Origin of the sequence: Xanthomonas sp. WHRI 10204 (assembly GCF_040202875.1) — a bacterium.
Lineage (GTDB): Bacteria > Pseudomonadota > Gammaproteobacteria > Xanthomonadales > Xanthomonadaceae > Xanthomonas.
The window spans coordinates 244345-258179 of record NZ_JBEGDW010000001.1 but is presented as its reverse complement, the minus strand read 5'-3'; the positions used below and the strand labels follow the sequence as shown (position 1 = coordinate 258179).

Sequence of the window (13835 nt, the reverse complement as noted above, 5' to 3'; positions counted from 1 at the left end):
GATGCGCTAAATTCTAGTCGCAGCCATGCAAAACCGCGTGCTCGATCGATGTCTTAGAGCGGCTAACAAGACGTAGCGAGCAGTCGTCAGGTGGGTGCAGGCGGCGCGGAGGAACCGGAGGGTACAAGTGGTACATGCCGCACCGAGCACCGGCCGCGCCCGCCTGACGGCGAGCACAGTCGTTTTGTTAGCTGCTCTTAAACACGCGATGACAACTTTTTTAGCACTACGGCCGCTAGGATGGGCGCCCTTTCTTCGTCCCCGGCACGCATGAGCCTGTTTCGCCAAGGCAGCCAGTTCACCCTGATTGGCGGCCTGCAATTGGCTGTGGATTGCGGCATCTTCATCGCCGCCACCGCCGCCGGCATGCCGACGGTGCCGGCCAATCTGCTCGGGCGCATCAGCGGCGCGGTGCTGGGGTTCTGGCTCAACGGCCGCTACACCTTCGCCCAGCAAGGCGGCGCGCGGCTGGGCTGGCAGCGTTTCCGCCGCTTTGCGGTGATGTGGCTGGCGTTGACGTTGATCAGCACCTGGCTGCTGTCGGCGACGGTGGATCTGGTCGGCCTGCGCCAAGCCTGGCTGGCCAAGCCACTGGTCGAAGGCGGGCTGGCGATCGTGTCGTTCTTTCTCGGCCGGCATGTGGTGTATCGCTGAACGCACGCGGGCGACCAAGGCTGGAGCGCGCGTCGTTGAACCAAGGCAGCCGACTGTTTCCCGCTTAAGTCACTCAACAAGGCGCGCACTGCAGGCGTCCACCAAGCGTGCGCCGTCCACACGCTGACGAAGCTTAAGAGCGGCATCTGCCAACGCGCCGCCTTTGCGCACCACGGCGACAGCACACCCCATCTGTTGCAGGAAAACAGCAGCCAGCAAGCGATGCACATTGCCCCGCTGCCGGCTTCATCACCTCGATTGCGTTTTACAGGCGGATTGCGATCGAGGTGGAAGCCGCGCGGCACTCTGCGGCGGATTGGTTCGCATGGAACTGCGTCGACCTTGCTGAAACATCATTACGGCAGTCGCCTTGCGCCAAGCCGCCGTGTGCCGACCATACCGCGCTAGCTCTTGGCGGGTGCCTGCTGACAGAAGTCGCCCAGGCCACGCACCAGTGCCGCGCGGTGCAAGGCATCCAGCTGCCATTGCCCAGCGTAATGTGCCGCCGCATGTGCCGTGCTGGCCGAGCATTGCGCCGCCGAGCGCGCCGCTGCGACATCGGCCAGCGCATCGAGCAACTCGCCCTGCAACTGGTCCAGGCGCGCGCGCAGCGCGGCCAGATCCGGGCGAGCAGTGTCCGGTGCCCGTCCACGTTCATGCCAACGATTCAACAGCGCGTATTGCACCGATTTATTGGCCTCGATCTGCGCCGCAAAGAAGCGCGCCGCGTCGTCGGCATCCAGCCCGTGTGCCGGCGCCTGATCGCGCACGCTCTGCAGCACCGCCGCTTCGCGCGCCTGGTCCAGCACCGGCTTGCCGCTATCCCACTTGCTCAGCGCCACCGCATCGCCGATCGCATTGCGTTGCGTTGCACGATACGATCCAGCAGCGGATCCAGCGGCGGCTGGCTGCGTACCGGAAGCGCGCAACCCATCAGTGCAACCGCAAGCGTGCACGTCAGTGCATAACCGCGTAAGCCATCGATCGAGCGGGTCATGGGGTGTCCTCAATGTCGGGGGTGACCATGCCATGGCGCAGCGAAGCGCTGCATAGCGACGAGCCACGCAGTGTGCGCGCTGTCCACAACACGCGGCCTTGTGCCACGCAGGCGCATCTCCCAAAACGAAAACGCCGACACGAAAGGTCGGCGTTTCCAATCCACATCTGCCTGCGGCATTACAGCTGAAGCATGTCGCTTGCCAATAGACAATGGGGCAGGCAATCGATCAGTGCTTGAGGGTGCGGCGCAACCGCTCCAGCGCCTGCAGCTGCACCGTCGCCTCGGCCAGCTGACGCTGCGCCTGGGCCACGTCCACCGTGTCGCCACGGTTGGCCAGCAAACGCTCGGCTTCTTCCTTGACCTTGCGGACCGCAGCCTCGTCGATGTCCTGCGCCCGTATCGCGGTGTCGACCAGCACGGTCACCACCTGCGGCTGCACTTCCAGGATGCCGCCGGAGATGGCGAAATCCAGCTGTTCGCCGCTGGCGGTGGTGACCACCACCTTGCCCGGCTTCAGGCGGGTGATCAGCGGCGCGTGCTTGGGCGCAATGCCCAGCTCGCCCAGTTCGCCGGTGGCCACGACCAGCGTCGCCTCACCGTGGAAGATTTCCTTCTCGGCGCTGACGATGTCGCAACGAATAGTGCTCATGGTGCCTCACTGTAGTGAGGCGGGGAATCGGGAATCGGGAATCGGGAATCGGAAGAGCGGCTGACTGCGCGCATTTCCAGATTCCCGTGACTTCCAACTCACCTATCACCCGCCTTTACGATTCCCGATTCCCGATTCCCGATTCCAGCCGCCTAGCGGCTGGGATCAATCAGGCCTTGGAGCTCATCTTGTTGGCTTTCTCGACGGCTTCTTCGATATTGCCGACCATGTAGAACGCCTGCTCCGGCAGGTGGTCGTATTCGCCATCGCAGATCGCCTTGAAGCCGCGGATGGTGTCCTTCAGCGACACGTACTTGCCCGGCGAGCCGGTGAACACTTCGGCCACGTGGAACGGCTGGCTGAAGAAACGCTCGATCTTGCGTGCGCGCGACACCGACTGCTTGTCTTCTTCGCTCAGCTCGTCCATGCCCAGGATCGCGATGATGTCCTTCAGTTCCTTGTACTTCTGCAAGGTCTGCTGGACGCGCTGGGCGGTGTCGTAATGCTCGTTGCCGATCACCAGCGGATCCATCTGACGGCTGGTGGAATCCAACGGATCCACGGCCGGGTAGATGCCCAGCGAAGCGATGTTACGGCTCAGCGTAACGGTGGAATCCAAGTGGGCGAAGGTGGTCGCCGGCGACGGGTCGGTCAGGTCGTCCGCAGGCACGTACACGGCCTGGATCGAGGTGATCGAACCGCTCTTGGTCGAGGTGATGCGCTCCTGCAACACACCCATTTCTTCGGCCAGGGTCGGCTGGTAACCCACCGCCGACGGCATACGGCCGAGCAGCGCCGACACTTCGGTACCGGCCAGCGTGTAGCGGTAGATGTTGTCGACGAACAGCAGCACGTCCTTGCCCTTGCCGTTCTCGTCCTTCTCGTCGCGGAAGTACTCAGCCATGGTCAGGCCGGTCAGCGCCACGCGCAGACGGTTACCGGGCGGCTCGTTCATCTGGCCGTACACCATCGCGACCTTGTCCAGAACGTTGGAATCTTTCATCTCGTGGTAGAAGTCGTTGCCCTCGCGGGTACGCTCGCCCACGCCGGCAAACACGGACAGACCCGAGTGCGCCTTGGCGATGTTGTTGATCAGTTCCATCATGTTGACGGTCTTGCCGACGCCGGCGCCGCCGAACAGGCCGACCTTGCCGCCCTTGGCAAACGGGCACATCAGGTCGATGACCTTGATGCCGGTTTCCAGCAACTCGGTGCTGGACGACTGGTCTTCGTACGAGGGTGCGGCGCGGTGGATTTCCCAATGGTCCGCTGCCTGCACGTCGCCGGCTTCGTCGATCGGACGACCCAGCACGTCCATGATGCGGCCCAGCGTACCGGCGCCGACCGGCACCGAAATGGCGCGCTCGGTGTTGGTCGCCAGCAGGTTGCGCTTCAGGCCGTCGGTGGAGCCGAGCGCAATGGTGCGCACGACGCCGTCGCCGAGCTGCTGCTGCACTTCCAGGGTGATGGCGGTGCCTTCGACCTTCAGCGCGTGATAGACCTTGGGTACTTCGTTGCGCTGGAACTCGACGTCGACGACCGCGCCGATGATCTGAACGATCTTGCCCTGACTCATTTGGATAACTCCACTAATGTCTGTTCGATTCTTGTGTCGGGAATGGGAAATCGAGAATGAGGAATGGGAAGATCAAGAGCACCGAAGCCTTGCCTATTCCCGTTTCACGATTCTCCATTCCCGGCTAGACAGCGGCCGCGCCGCTGACGATTTCCGAAATTTCCTGGGTGATCGCCGCCTGACGTGCCTTGTTGTAGATCAGTTGCAAGGTGCCGATCATCTTGTTGGCGTTGTCGCTGGCGGCCTTCATCGCCACCATGCGCGCGGCATGTTCTGACGCGACGTTCTCCAGCACGGCCTGGTACACCAGCGACTCGATGTAGCGCGTCATCACGTGCTCCAGCACGGTCGCCGCATCGGGTTCGTACAGGTAGTCCCAATCGTGATGCGCCACCTTGTGCTCTGCGGCCGGCAGCGGCAGCAGCTGATCGAAGCTGGCCTTCTGCGTCATGGTGTTCACGAAGCGGTTGTAGACCAGATACACGCGGTCGACCTTGCCGTCGATGAAGGCATCGATCATCACCTTGATCACACCGATCAGCTGCTCGACCTGCGGGCTATCGCCCAGATGGGTCACGCTGCCAACCATGTTGACCTTGATGCGACGGAAGAACGCCGACGCCTTCTGACCGATGGTCACCACGTCGATCTCGGCGCCCTTGTCCTGCCACGGGCGCACTTCGCCCAACATCTTGCGGAACAGGTTGTTGTTCAGACCGCCGGCCAGGCCGCGGTCGGAAGAGATCACGATGTAACCGACCCGCTTGACCTGCTCACGCTCGACCAGAAACGGATGCTGGAAATCGGTGCTGGCCTGCGCCAGATGCCCGATCACCTGCTTCATCGCCTGCGCATACGGACGCGAGGTCTTCATGCGCTCCTGCGCCTTGCGGATCTTGGAGGCCGAGACCATTTCGAGCGCGCGCGTCACCTTGCGGGTGTTCTGCACGCTCTTGATCTTGGTTTTGATTTCGCGTCCGCCTGCCATTGCTCGCTCCGCTCGTGAGAATCGGGAATCGGGAATCGGGAATGGCCAGAGCCTCCCGCGTCCCACTTCACGACTCTCTAATTCCTAAATCTGGGATTCGGCAGCGGTGATTCGACATGGGCCAACGCCCCGAACCACCGATCCTACAAATCCCGAATGCCCAATCCCGAATCCCGGCGCCTTACCAGGTGCCGGTGGTCTTGAACTCTGCGATGCCCTTCTTGAACGCGGCTTCGATGTCGTTGTCCCAACCGCCGGTGCTGTTGATCTTGGAGATCAACTCGCCCTGGGTGTTGGCGAAGTGCGCATGCAGGCCTTCTTCGAACGCCAGCAGCTTGTTGACCGGCACTTCATCGAGGTAACCCTCGTTGACGGCGTAGATCGACAACGCCTGGTTGGCGATGGACATCGGTGCGTACTGCTTCTGCTTCATCAGCTCGGTGACGCGCTGACCGCGCTCGAGCTGCTTGCGGGTGGCTTCGTCCAGGTCCGAGGCGAACTGCGCGAACGCCGCCAGCTCACGGTACTGCGCCAGCGAGATACGAATGCCGCCAGACAGCTTCTTGATGATCTTGGTCTGGGCCGCACCACCGACGCGCGACACCGAGATACCGGCGTTCACGGCCGGACGGATACCGGCGTTGAACAGGTCGGTTTCCAGGAAGATCTGGCCGTCGGTGATCGAGATCACGTTGGTCGGTACGAACGCGGACACGTCGCCGGCCTGCGTTTCGATGATCGGCAGCGCGGTCAGCGAGCCGGTCTTGCCGGTCACCGCACCGTTGGTGAACTTCTCCACGTATTCCTCGGACACGCGCGCTGCGCGCTCCAGCAGGCGGGAGTGCAGATAGAACACGTCGCCCGGGTAGGCTTCACGGCCCGGCGGACGCTTGAGCAGCAGCGAGATCTGGCGGTAGGCCACCGCCTGCTTGGACAGATCGTCGTACACGATCAGCGCGTCTTCGCCGCGGTCCATGAAGTACTCGCCCATGGTGCAGCCGGCATAAGGGCTGATGTACTGCATCGCGGCCGATTCGGACGCGGTCGCAGCCACCACCACGGTGTGCGCCAGCGCGCCGTTTTCTTCGAGCTTGCGCACGATGTTGGCAACGGTCGAGGCCTTCTGGCCGATCGCCACGTACACGCACTTGATGCCGGTGCCCTTCTGGTTGATCACCGCATCGATCGCCAGCGCGGTCTTGCCGGTCTGACGGTCGCCGATGACCAGCTCGCGCTGACCGCGGCCGATCGGAATCATCGCATCGACCGACTTGTAACCGGTCTGCACCGGCTGGTCGACCGACTTACGCCAGATCACGCCCGGCGCAACGCGCTCGACCGGTGCGGTCTGGGTGGCGCCCAACGGGCCCTTGCCGTCGATCGGCTCGCCCAGTGCGTTGACCACGCGACCCAGCAGTTCCGGACCCACCGGCACTTCCAGGATGCGACCGGTGGTCTTGGCCACGTCGCCTTCGCGCAGGTTTTCGTAATCGCCCAACACCACGGCGCCGACCGAATCGCGCTCCAGGTTCAACGCCAGGGCGAAGGTGTTGTTGGGCAGTTCGATCATTTCGCCCTGCATCACGTCGGCCAGGCCGAAGATGCGCACGATGCCGTCGGACACGCTGGTCACGGAGCCTTCGTTGCGCGACTCCGCGGACAGCTTGACCGTCTCGATGCGGGTCTTGATCAGGTCGCTGATTTCGGAGGGGTTGAGCGTGGTTGCCATCGTTCAGTCCTAGGTGCCGGCCGCGAGGGCCATGCGTTTATGTGAATTCAGTGGGCGAGCGAGCTTTGCAGACGCGCGAGCTTGCCCTTCAGCGAGCCGTCGATGACCACGTCGCCGGTGTCGATCACCGCGCCGCCGATCAGCGATGCATCTACCGCGGTGGTGATGTCCACCTCGCGGCCAAAACGCTTCTTCAGTGCAGCGGCGATCGTGTCCAGCTCGGCCGGCGTCATCTCGGTGGCCGAGGTCACGGTCGCCTTGACGACATGCTCGGCCTCGGCACGCAGCTGTTCGTACAGCCCCGCCACTTCCGGCAACAGCGACAGCCGATGCGCATCGGCCAGCAGGCCGAGGAAACGCAGATAGTGTTCGCCAGCCTGCGGCGGCGCCAGCAACGTCACTGCCTGTTCCTGGCGCAGGGCCGGGTTGAGCAGCAGCGCAGCCACGCGTGGGTCGCCGGCCACCTGCGCCGAAAACGCCAGCGCATCGGACCAGGGCGCGAACGTGCCGCCCTCACGCGCGATTGCAAACGCGGCACGGCCGTAGGGACGGGCAAGTGTGAGGGCCTGACTCATCGGTTAAATCTCCGCCGCCAGCTCGTCGAGCAGCGCCTTGTGGGCGTTGGCGTCGATTTCGCGCTTGAGCAGCTTCTCGGCGCCGCTGACCGCCAGCACCGAGATCTGCTTGCGCAGTTCTTCGCGGGCACGGGTGGCAGATGCGTCGATTTCGGTCTGGGCCAGATCCTTCTGACGGTTGGCTTCGGCAATTGCCTCGAGCTTGGCCGCTTCGATGATCTGATTGGCGCGCGCATGGGCCTGATCGATGATCTCGTTGGCCTTGGTGCGTGCGTCTTTCAGTGCTTCGTTGACCTTTTCCTGGGCCTGCGCCAGATCCTTCTGACTACGATCGGCGGCAGCCAGACCTTCAGCGATCTTTTGCTGACGCTCTTCGATCGCCTGCAGCAGCGGCGGCCAGATTTTGGTCGCGACGATCCAGATCAGACCGGCGAAGGCCAGCGCCTGGGCAAAGATGGTAAGGGTGATATCCATGGGTCGCTCAATCGCTGTTTAGGGGTGAAAGCGCCGCCGCAGTGGCGACGCTTTCCGACCTTCATCCGCGGGCGCAGCCGCACTGGCTGCATCCACATCCTGCTACCGCTGGATCAGCCGGCAGCCTGCGACAGACGCTCGATGAACACCTGGGCCAGCGGGTTGGCGAAGGCGAACAGCAGGCCGACGGCGACGCTGATGATAAACGCGGCGTCGATCAGGCCGGCGGTGATGAACATACGCACCTGCAGCACCGGAATCAGTTCCGGCTGGCGCGCGGCCGATTCCAGGAACTTGCCAGCCATGATGGCCAGACCGAGGCCGGCACCCAGCGCGGCCAGGCCGATCATGATGCCGACGGCGAGGACGGTGGAGCTCTGGACTTGAGCGAGGTTGGTCAGGACGGCGAGGTACATGGTGATCTCCGAACGAAAGTTTCTAAGGGTGATGGATGAATCGAGATGAAGCGTATGAAGGGTGTAGCGAAACTCAGTGACTGTCTTCCGCAAGGCTCAGATACACGATCGACAGCATCATGAAAATGAAGGCCTGCAGCGGAATCACCAACAGGTGGAACAGCATCCAGCCAAGGCCGAATACGCCGCCAGCGACCATGCCGGCGATGCCCGCACCGCCCAGCACCCAGATCAGCAGGAAGACGATCTCGCCGCCGAACATGTTGCCGAACAGTCGCATCGCCAACGAAATCGGCTTGCTCAGCCACTCGACGATGTTCAAAAGCAGGTTGAACGGCATCATCCATTTGCCGAACGGCGCCGTCAGGAATTCCTTGGTCATGCCGCCGACGCCCTTGGAGCGCAGCGAGAAGACGATCATCAGGAAGAACACGCTGATCGACATGCCCAAGGTGGCATTGACGTCGGCGGTGGGCACCGGCTTCCAGGCGTGGATGCCTGCCCAACCGAGCGGAATGGCGATGAAATCGGCCGGGACCATCTTGAGGAGATTCATCAACAGGATCCAGAAGAAGATGGTGATCGCGATCGGCGTCACCAGCTTGCTGCTGCCGTGATAGGTGTCCTTGGCCTGCCGGTCGACGAACTCCAGGCAGATTTCCACGAATGCCTGCCACTTGCCCGGCACGCCGGCCGTGGCATTGCGGGTCGCCGTCCAGAACGCCAGCACCATGACCAGGCCCATCAACACGGCCATGACCAGGGTATCGACGTGGATGGTCCAAAACGTGCCGCCACCCTCGCGAACCGGATAGATCAGGTTCTGCAAGTGATGCTGGATATAGGAGGTAGGTGTTGCTGCCTCGCCCGCCATGTGTCTGGAGCCCTTTAAGTTCGAATCAACGCCTGGCCAGAGCCAGAACCTGAAAAATCAACCCGATGGCGATACCTGCCAACAGAGCCAGAGGAGGCAACCGCCACAGGGCAAAGCCCAGCGACAACGCCGCAAATACCAACACCCACTTCAGCACCATCGCCAGCACCAACCGCACCATCGCGATGCCGGCTGCCTGGATGCCGCCACCGAGCGCGGTGCGTGCCGCAACCCAACCGCCCAGTACCGTCGCAAACCCGGTCAATGCCAGACCGGCAGAGTAACGGGGACCGACCAACAGCAACCCCAGACTGGTTATAGCTACAGCAGCAAGCGGATATACCGCAGCGCGCAGCATCAACCGCCGACCCGCGTCAACGGAGTTCAGCACTACGGTTACCTTACGTGTGAATGAGGGGGGAAGCGCAGTTGCGCCTCGTCGAGCCGCGAAAGTATAGCAATGGGACAAATTGCGAGACAACCGGCAGAAGTCATTCGCTGCTGCAATGCACCAAGCATGCGTCGTGGCGGCGGGTGGGAACTTTGCCACAAACCGACGGTCAGAACCTGCGAGGCCTGCACATCCTCGTCGAAAGGTACCGCCGCAGGTCGCGTATGGGAGCCCTGGGAGACCGGGGCTCCCGCTTTTTACGCATTTTGTCGCACCCTGACACTTTCCCATCCGCGGTCCAATCCGCCGCACTGCACGATATTTCGATCTGTGCAGTGACTGGGTTCGGGGCACAGCAGCGTGTGAAACGTCATCCGTTGCGCAGTTGGCGGCCATGACCGTACCCGATGGTATGCACTGCGACACACTTTGCGCGGGTCGTCTTCAACCCTGGATTTGCCGCGCCCTGCGCGCGATGCCCATGCCTGTTGGACTTGCGGACCGTTTTGTCCGATTGCTATATCGGCCTTCACATGTGTGCGACGAGTTCTTCACTTTCGAAAGACGCCGCCTTATCGATAGTGCGCGCCACTGGCCCATCGGCCTGACCATTCCAAGATTACGGAGCTCCCCATGAAACACCTTCTCGCACTGGCGATCCCGTGCGTTCTGGCCGTCGCCTACGTCGCCCCCGCGCACGCCGAAGATAGCGATGACCGCTTCCAGATTCGCCTCGGTGCGATGAACGTGGACAACGACAACACCATCCGTGGCAACACGCTGGTGGCAGGCAACAATGTGTCGGTCAACGAAGATTTCAAGCTGGGCGGCAAGGAATGGGAGCCGCGCGTCGATGGCGTGTTCCGCATCAGCACCCGTCAGCGCCTGATCTTCGATTACTTCAAGTACGACAAGGATCGCCGCGAGACCCTGACCCAGGATCTGAGCGCCGGTGGCGTGACCGTGCCGACCGGTAGCTTCATCAAGGGTGAGCTGAAGTATCAGGTCGCGACCCTGGTGTACGACTACTCGGTGATCGATTCGCCGGAATTCAGCCTGGGCCTGCAGATCGGTGCCGAATACGCCAAGGTCGAAGCCAATGCGTATGCCGATCTGGGCAGCGTGTTCTCCGGCGATGTGCTGGACGAGAAGGCCGATGGCGTTGCGCCGGTGGTTGGCGTCCGCTTCACCGCGCGTCCGAGCGAGCATTGGCTGTTCAACGTGCAGGGCCAGTACCTCAACACCAGCTGGGGCAACTTCGACGACTACGAGGGCGACCTGAGCCGAGCCAACGCGATTGCCGAATACCGCTTCACTAAGAACTTCGGCATCTTCGCCGGCTACGACTGGTTCAAGCTCGATGTCGACCAGCGCGGCAGCGATGGCCTGATCGGCCTGAAGCAGGAGTTCAAGGGCCCGGTGGCAGGCGTGACGTTCGCGTTCTGATCTGCGCCACTGTTGCAAGCGAACGGCCCGCCCTGTGCGGGCCGTTTGCGTTTCAGCTGCCGGGCGGCGTCGACGGCACCGGGAACAGCTGCGTGGCCACGCACACGTAGTCGGCCAGCGGCATCTCGTCCATGCCGGCGCGCAGTACGTCCACCTGCGCTGGATCGGCGATCGGCTTGGATACCCAACGTCCCTGCTCTGGGATCAGTTGGCTGCCGTAACGCTGCGGCTTGCCGTTCGCGATGAGCACGCGATCAGTCAGCAACACCAGTTGGTGCGCCGACACCTCGCCACCGCGTGCGCCATGCCGGGTCAGCGTGCCCAGCACGCGCTCCTGCAAGGCCGGATCGGCGTCGGCATGCTGCACCAGCAGCCAGGCGGCGGCCACGCCGTCGCGTCCGACCTGCGCCACGCTGGGCAAACCATCGTGTTCGGCGACGATGCGACGCATCTGCGGCAGATGCTCGGCGTCCATCGCCACCATCTTGCCCATCGCTTCCTGCGACCAGTCACCGTTGCGGACCTGTTGATCCAGGCGCTCCATCTCCAGCAACCGCGCGCGCAATGCGGGGTCGCTGGGAGCCGCCGTCGCCTCGGCAGGGGTGGCCGTCGCGACATCCGCCTTGGCCTGCTCCTGCGCGCGCACGAACGCCGCCGCACCTGGGCATTTGGCCAGCGCCGCCGCCATCTCCGGATCGTCCTGCGTGGACGCAGCTGCGGCGGTCACCGTCGCGAGCATGCAGCTCATCCCTATTCCGAGCACGGCCTTGCGCATCGATCGACACTCCCTGTGATGGACTGCATGGCCGGACATCCGGACAGCTTCCACCTGCAGCATGCCCAAGCCACGATGCCTCGTGCAAGACGGGGCGACGGGGTCTTGCAGCGGCTGAGCGGGCGCCCACGCTGTTGGCAGCGTGCGTAGACGTGGCCGCTCGCAGGGATGTCGTCCACATCCGGTTCCGAGTAAGAGCGGCCAACAACACGACTGCGCTCACCGCCAGGCGGGGGCGGCCGGTGCGCGCTGCGGCATGGACCACGCGTTCACTCCGGTTCGTCCGCGTCGTCCATACCCACCTGACGACTGCTGGCTACGTCCTGCTAACCGCTCTGGGGCGCGGTTGCGCAGTCACGCCATCGGCCGGCTTGTGCCGCCATACCCACCTGACGACTGCTGGCTACGTCCTGCTAACCGCTCTGGGGCGCGGTTGCGCAGCCATGTCATCGGCCGGCTTGTAACGCCCATGCCGCCCTTGCCTGCGGATGCGCGGTTTTGCGTGCTCTTTCCAGTTCTGATCGCGTTGCCACGCTACTCGATGAGTCGGTTGTCGATCAGCGCACCAACGACGCGGGCATCGTCAACCAGCGGCACGCTGCAGCTACGCACCGGCAAGCGCCAGGGTGCTCACTCGGCGACGCGTTCGCCGCCCTTGATCACGCCCTCTACCTGCCGCAGCACGGTGACGTCCTGCAGCGGATCGCCGCTGACCGCAATCAGATCGGCGTAGCGGCCCGGGGCGATGGCGCCGACGTCACTGCTGCGCCCCAGGGCCTCGGCTGCATCCACGGTGGCGGCGCGGATAGCTTCCAACGGCGTCATGCCCCACTCCACCATCTTGGCGAACTGGCGGGCGTTGTCGCCGTTGGGATACACGCCGCCATCGCTGCCGAACACCAGCTTCACTCCGGCTGCGTGCGCGGCGCGGAAGGTCTCACGCTGCTTGCGCCCGATCTGGCGCTCCTTTTCCAGCGATTCGGCGAACAGGCCGTTCTTTTCACCCTCGGCCAGAATGTAGTCGTCGTTGTAGATGTCCATCGAAAACCAGGTGCCGTGCGCCTTGGCCAGCTTGAAGGACTCCGCATCGGCCAGGCTGGCGTGCTCGATGGTGTCGGCACCGGCGCGGATCGCATCGTTGATGCCGGCGGTGCCATGCGCGTGCACGGCGACCTTCAGGCCCAGCCGGTGCGCTTCGTCCACCAGCGCGCGCATTTCCTCCAGGCTGTATTGCTGCCCGCCGACGCTGTCGGTCTTGGACAGCACCCCGCCGGTACCGCAAAACTTGATCACTTCTGCGCCGTGTTTGCGCAGCGTCCGCACCGCGGCGCGGATCGCGTCCGGACCATCGGCGACACCGGGGCCGCTGACCTTGACCGAGGGCGGGAATTCGGTGGCATCGCAGTGGCCACCGGTCGCGCCGATGCCGTAGGTCGCCGGCACGATGCGCGGGCCGGGCACGGTGCCGCGCTCGATCGCCTGCTTGAGTGCGACATCGTCGTAGTTGAGCGAACCGACATTGCGCACCGTGGTGAAGCCTGCGCGCAGCGTTTTTGCGGCATTGGCCACACCGACCACGGTCCAGAAGTTGTCGGTGTACTCCAGGCCCTTGTAGCCGCCCAGGGTGGGATCCACGGTGAGATGCACATGCATGTCGATCAGCCCAGGCAACAGCGTGCGCTCGCCCAGATCGATGCGCTGCGCATCGGCCGGCAGCGGATCGCCCTGCCGACCGACGCGGGTGATGCGGCCGGCGGCCACTTCGATCTGCGGTTTGTCCACATAGCGGCCGGTCTGCACGTCCAGCAGGCGCGCGGCGGTGATCACGGTGGTCTGTGCGTACGCACACAGCGAGGCACACAGGCAGCCAGCAGCGGCGAGCAGCGCCGGCAAACGCATCTTCGACATCGGGGTCGTCCCTGAGCTGCGAACGGCGTGTCCGCGACCCGATGGTGCAAGCGCGCTGCGGGCTGTGCAAGCGCCATGGAGATCGCACTGTGGAAATGCCATGTGCTGCGGCGTCAGCCCTGCCTGGCGCGCGCGCGATGCACGATCGCCACGCGCCCAGACTGGAGGCTGCCGGATGACCTGCTAAATCCGCTTGCAGGGGTCAGCATTGTCGACGCATGCGATCGAGTGCAGCCGCCAAGCCTGTTCGCCACATGCGGCTGCGTACCACGCTGGAAACCGCGGAAAAATCCGCGCGTGCGCAGTAGCGCCGCATGCACTTGACCCCTACCACACGCATGGCACGGCACCGCAACGGCAACGGCAACGGCAACGGCAAC

General features: G+C 63.6%; 13 protein-coding genes, 2 other RNA genes and 1 pseudogene. 3 read left to right on the top strand and 13 right to left on the bottom strand.

Features of this window, described 5'->3' with window-relative positions; all coding sequences use genetic code 11:
• Window positions 1-60 precede the first annotated feature (60 nt).
• Window positions 61-136: non-coding RNA, sX9 sRNA (locus tag ABQZ00_RS01215), on the bottom strand.
• A gap of 134 nt (window positions 137-270) precedes the next feature.
• On the opposite strand from ABQZ00_RS01215, the gene ABQZ00_RS01210 reads away from it, so the two are divergent.
• Window positions 271-654 (top strand): GtrA family protein, encoded by a 384-nt coding sequence (locus ABQZ00_RS01210; protein ID WP_046963367.1) that lies wholly within the window; start codon window positions 271-273, stop codon window positions 652-654.
• A 404-nt stretch (window positions 655-1058) separates the two neighbouring features.
• Here the strand turns inward: ABQZ00_RS01210 and ABQZ00_RS01205 are convergent.
• The 10 genes and pseudogenes from ABQZ00_RS01205 to ABQZ00_RS01160 form a co-directional block, all read right to left on the bottom strand.
• Window positions 1059-1651 (bottom strand): annotated as a pseudogene (locus ABQZ00_RS01205) (chorismate mutase).
• A 229-nt stretch (window positions 1652-1880) separates the two neighbouring features.
• Window positions 1881-2303 carry a F0F1 ATP synthase subunit epsilon gene (locus tag ABQZ00_RS01200; RefSeq protein WP_055848010.1) on the bottom strand — a complete coding sequence of 141 codons (423 nt, stop codon included), beginning with the start codon at window positions 2301-2303 and terminating at the stop codon, window positions 1881-1883.
• A gap of 169 nt (window positions 2304-2472) precedes the next feature.
• A complete protein-coding gene (atpD, locus tag ABQZ00_RS01195) occupies window positions 2473-3879 on the bottom strand; it encodes a F0F1 ATP synthase subunit beta (protein ID WP_055848007.1) in 1407 nt (468 codons plus the stop codon).
• Between the two features lie 124 nt (window positions 3880-4003).
• A complete protein-coding gene (gene atpG / locus ABQZ00_RS01190; protein WP_055848004.1) occupies window positions 4004-4867 on the bottom strand; it encodes a F0F1 ATP synthase subunit gamma in 864 nt (287 codons plus the stop codon).
• A 181-nt stretch (window positions 4868-5048) separates the two neighbouring features.
• The gene (atpA, locus tag ABQZ00_RS01185; protein WP_055848002.1) at window positions 5049-6596 is read right to left on the bottom strand and encodes a F0F1 ATP synthase subunit alpha; all 1548 of its coding nucleotides are present in this window, start codon (window positions 6594-6596) and stop codon (window positions 5049-5051) included.
• A gap of 47 nt (window positions 6597-6643) precedes the next feature.
• Window positions 6644-7171: a F0F1 ATP synthase subunit delta gene (locus tag ABQZ00_RS01180; protein ID WP_055847999.1), complete on the bottom strand. Its 528-nt coding sequence runs from the start codon at window positions 7169-7171 to the stop codon at window positions 6644-6646.
• Between the two features lie 3 nt (window positions 7172-7174).
• Window positions 7175-7645: a F0F1 ATP synthase subunit B gene (locus ABQZ00_RS01175; RefSeq protein WP_055847997.1), complete on the bottom strand. Its 471-nt coding sequence runs from the start codon at window positions 7643-7645 to the stop codon at window positions 7175-7177.
• A gap of 113 nt (window positions 7646-7758) precedes the next feature.
• A complete protein-coding gene (atpE, locus tag ABQZ00_RS01170) occupies window positions 7759-8061 on the bottom strand; it encodes a F0F1 ATP synthase subunit C (protein WP_002814105.1) in 303 nt (100 codons plus the stop codon).
• Between the two features lie 73 nt (window positions 8062-8134).
• Entirely contained in the window at window positions 8135-8935 is an 801-nt protein-coding gene (gene atpB, locus ABQZ00_RS01165) for a F0F1 ATP synthase subunit A (RefSeq protein WP_055847994.1), read from the bottom strand.
• Between the two features lie 25 nt (window positions 8936-8960).
• Entirely contained in the window at window positions 8961-9326 is a 366-nt protein-coding gene (locus ABQZ00_RS01160; protein ID WP_074059361.1) for a hypothetical protein, read from the bottom strand.
• 633 nt (window positions 9327-9959) lie between these two features.
• Here ABQZ00_RS01160 and ABQZ00_RS01155 point away from each other — a divergent pair.
• The gene (locus ABQZ00_RS01155) at window positions 9960-10772 is read left to right on the top strand and encodes a hypothetical protein (protein ID WP_055847993.1); all 813 of its coding nucleotides are present in this window, start codon (window positions 9960-9962) and stop codon (window positions 10770-10772) included.
• A gap of 52 nt (window positions 10773-10824) precedes the next feature.
• On the opposite strand, the gene ABQZ00_RS01150 is transcribed toward ABQZ00_RS01155, so the two are convergent.
• Entirely contained in the window at window positions 10825-11511 is a 687-nt protein-coding gene (locus tag ABQZ00_RS01150) for a DUF6624 domain-containing protein (protein WP_323537812.1), read from the bottom strand.
• A gap of 292 nt (window positions 11512-11803) precedes the next feature.
• On the opposite strand from ABQZ00_RS01150, the gene ABQZ00_RS01145 reads away from it, so the two are divergent.
• A non-coding RNA gene (locus ABQZ00_RS01145) (sX9 sRNA) lies at window positions 11804-11879 on the top strand.
• A gap of 298 nt (window positions 11880-12177) precedes the next feature.
• Here ABQZ00_RS01145 and ABQZ00_RS01140 read toward each other — a convergent pair.
• Entirely contained in the window at window positions 12178-13455 is a 1278-nt protein-coding gene (locus ABQZ00_RS01140) for a Xaa-Pro dipeptidase (RefSeq protein ID WP_323537813.1), read from the bottom strand.
• Between the last annotated feature and the right edge of the window lie 380 nt (window positions 13456-13835).

Bases quoted from the DNA above. Each gene is read 5' to 3' on its own strand.
- ABQZ00_RS01140 (WP_323537813.1), bottom strand. From the start codon at position 13,455: ATGTCGAAGATGCGTTTGCCGGCGCTGCTCGCCGCTGCTGGCTGCCTG.
- atpD (WP_055848007.1), bottom strand. From the start codon at position 3,879: ATGAGTCAGGGCAAGATCGTTCAGATCATCGGCGCGGTCGTCGACGTC.
- ABQZ00_RS01155 (WP_055847993.1), top strand. From the start codon at position 9,960: ATGAAACACCTTCTCGCACTGGCGATCCCGTGCGTTCTGGCCGTCGCC.
- atpA (WP_055848002.1), bottom strand. From the start codon at position 6,596: ATGGCAACCACGCTCAACCCCTCCGAAATCAGCGACCTGATCAAGACC.
- ABQZ00_RS01200 (WP_055848010.1), bottom strand. From the start codon at position 2,303: ATGAGCACTATTCGTTGCGACATCGTCAGCGCCGAGAAGGAAATCTTC.
- ABQZ00_RS01150 (WP_323537812.1), bottom strand. From the start codon at position 11,511: ATGCTCGCGACGGTGACCGCCGCAGCTGCGTCCACGCAGGACGATCCG.
- ABQZ00_RS01180 (WP_055847999.1), bottom strand. From the start codon at position 7,171: ATGAGTCAGGCCCTCACACTTGCCCGTCCCTACGGCCGTGCCGCGTTT.
- ABQZ00_RS01210 (WP_046963367.1), top strand. From the start codon at position 271: ATGAGCCTGTTTCGCCAAGGCAGCCAGTTCACCCTGATTGGCGGCCTG.
- ABQZ00_RS01175 (WP_055847997.1), bottom strand. From the start codon at position 7,645: ATGGATATCACCCTTACCATCTTTGCCCAGGCGCTGGCCTTCGCCGGT.
- atpB (WP_055847994.1), bottom strand. From the start codon at position 8,935: ATGGCGGGCGAGGCAGCAACACCTACCTCCTATATCCAGCATCACTTG.
- atpE (WP_002814105.1), bottom strand. From the start codon at position 8,061: ATGTACCTCGCCGTCCTGACCAACCTCGCTCAAGTCCAGAGCTCCACC.
- atpG (WP_055848004.1), bottom strand. From the start codon at position 4,867: ATGGCAGGCGGACGCGAAATCAAAACCAAGATCAAGAGCGTGCAGAAC.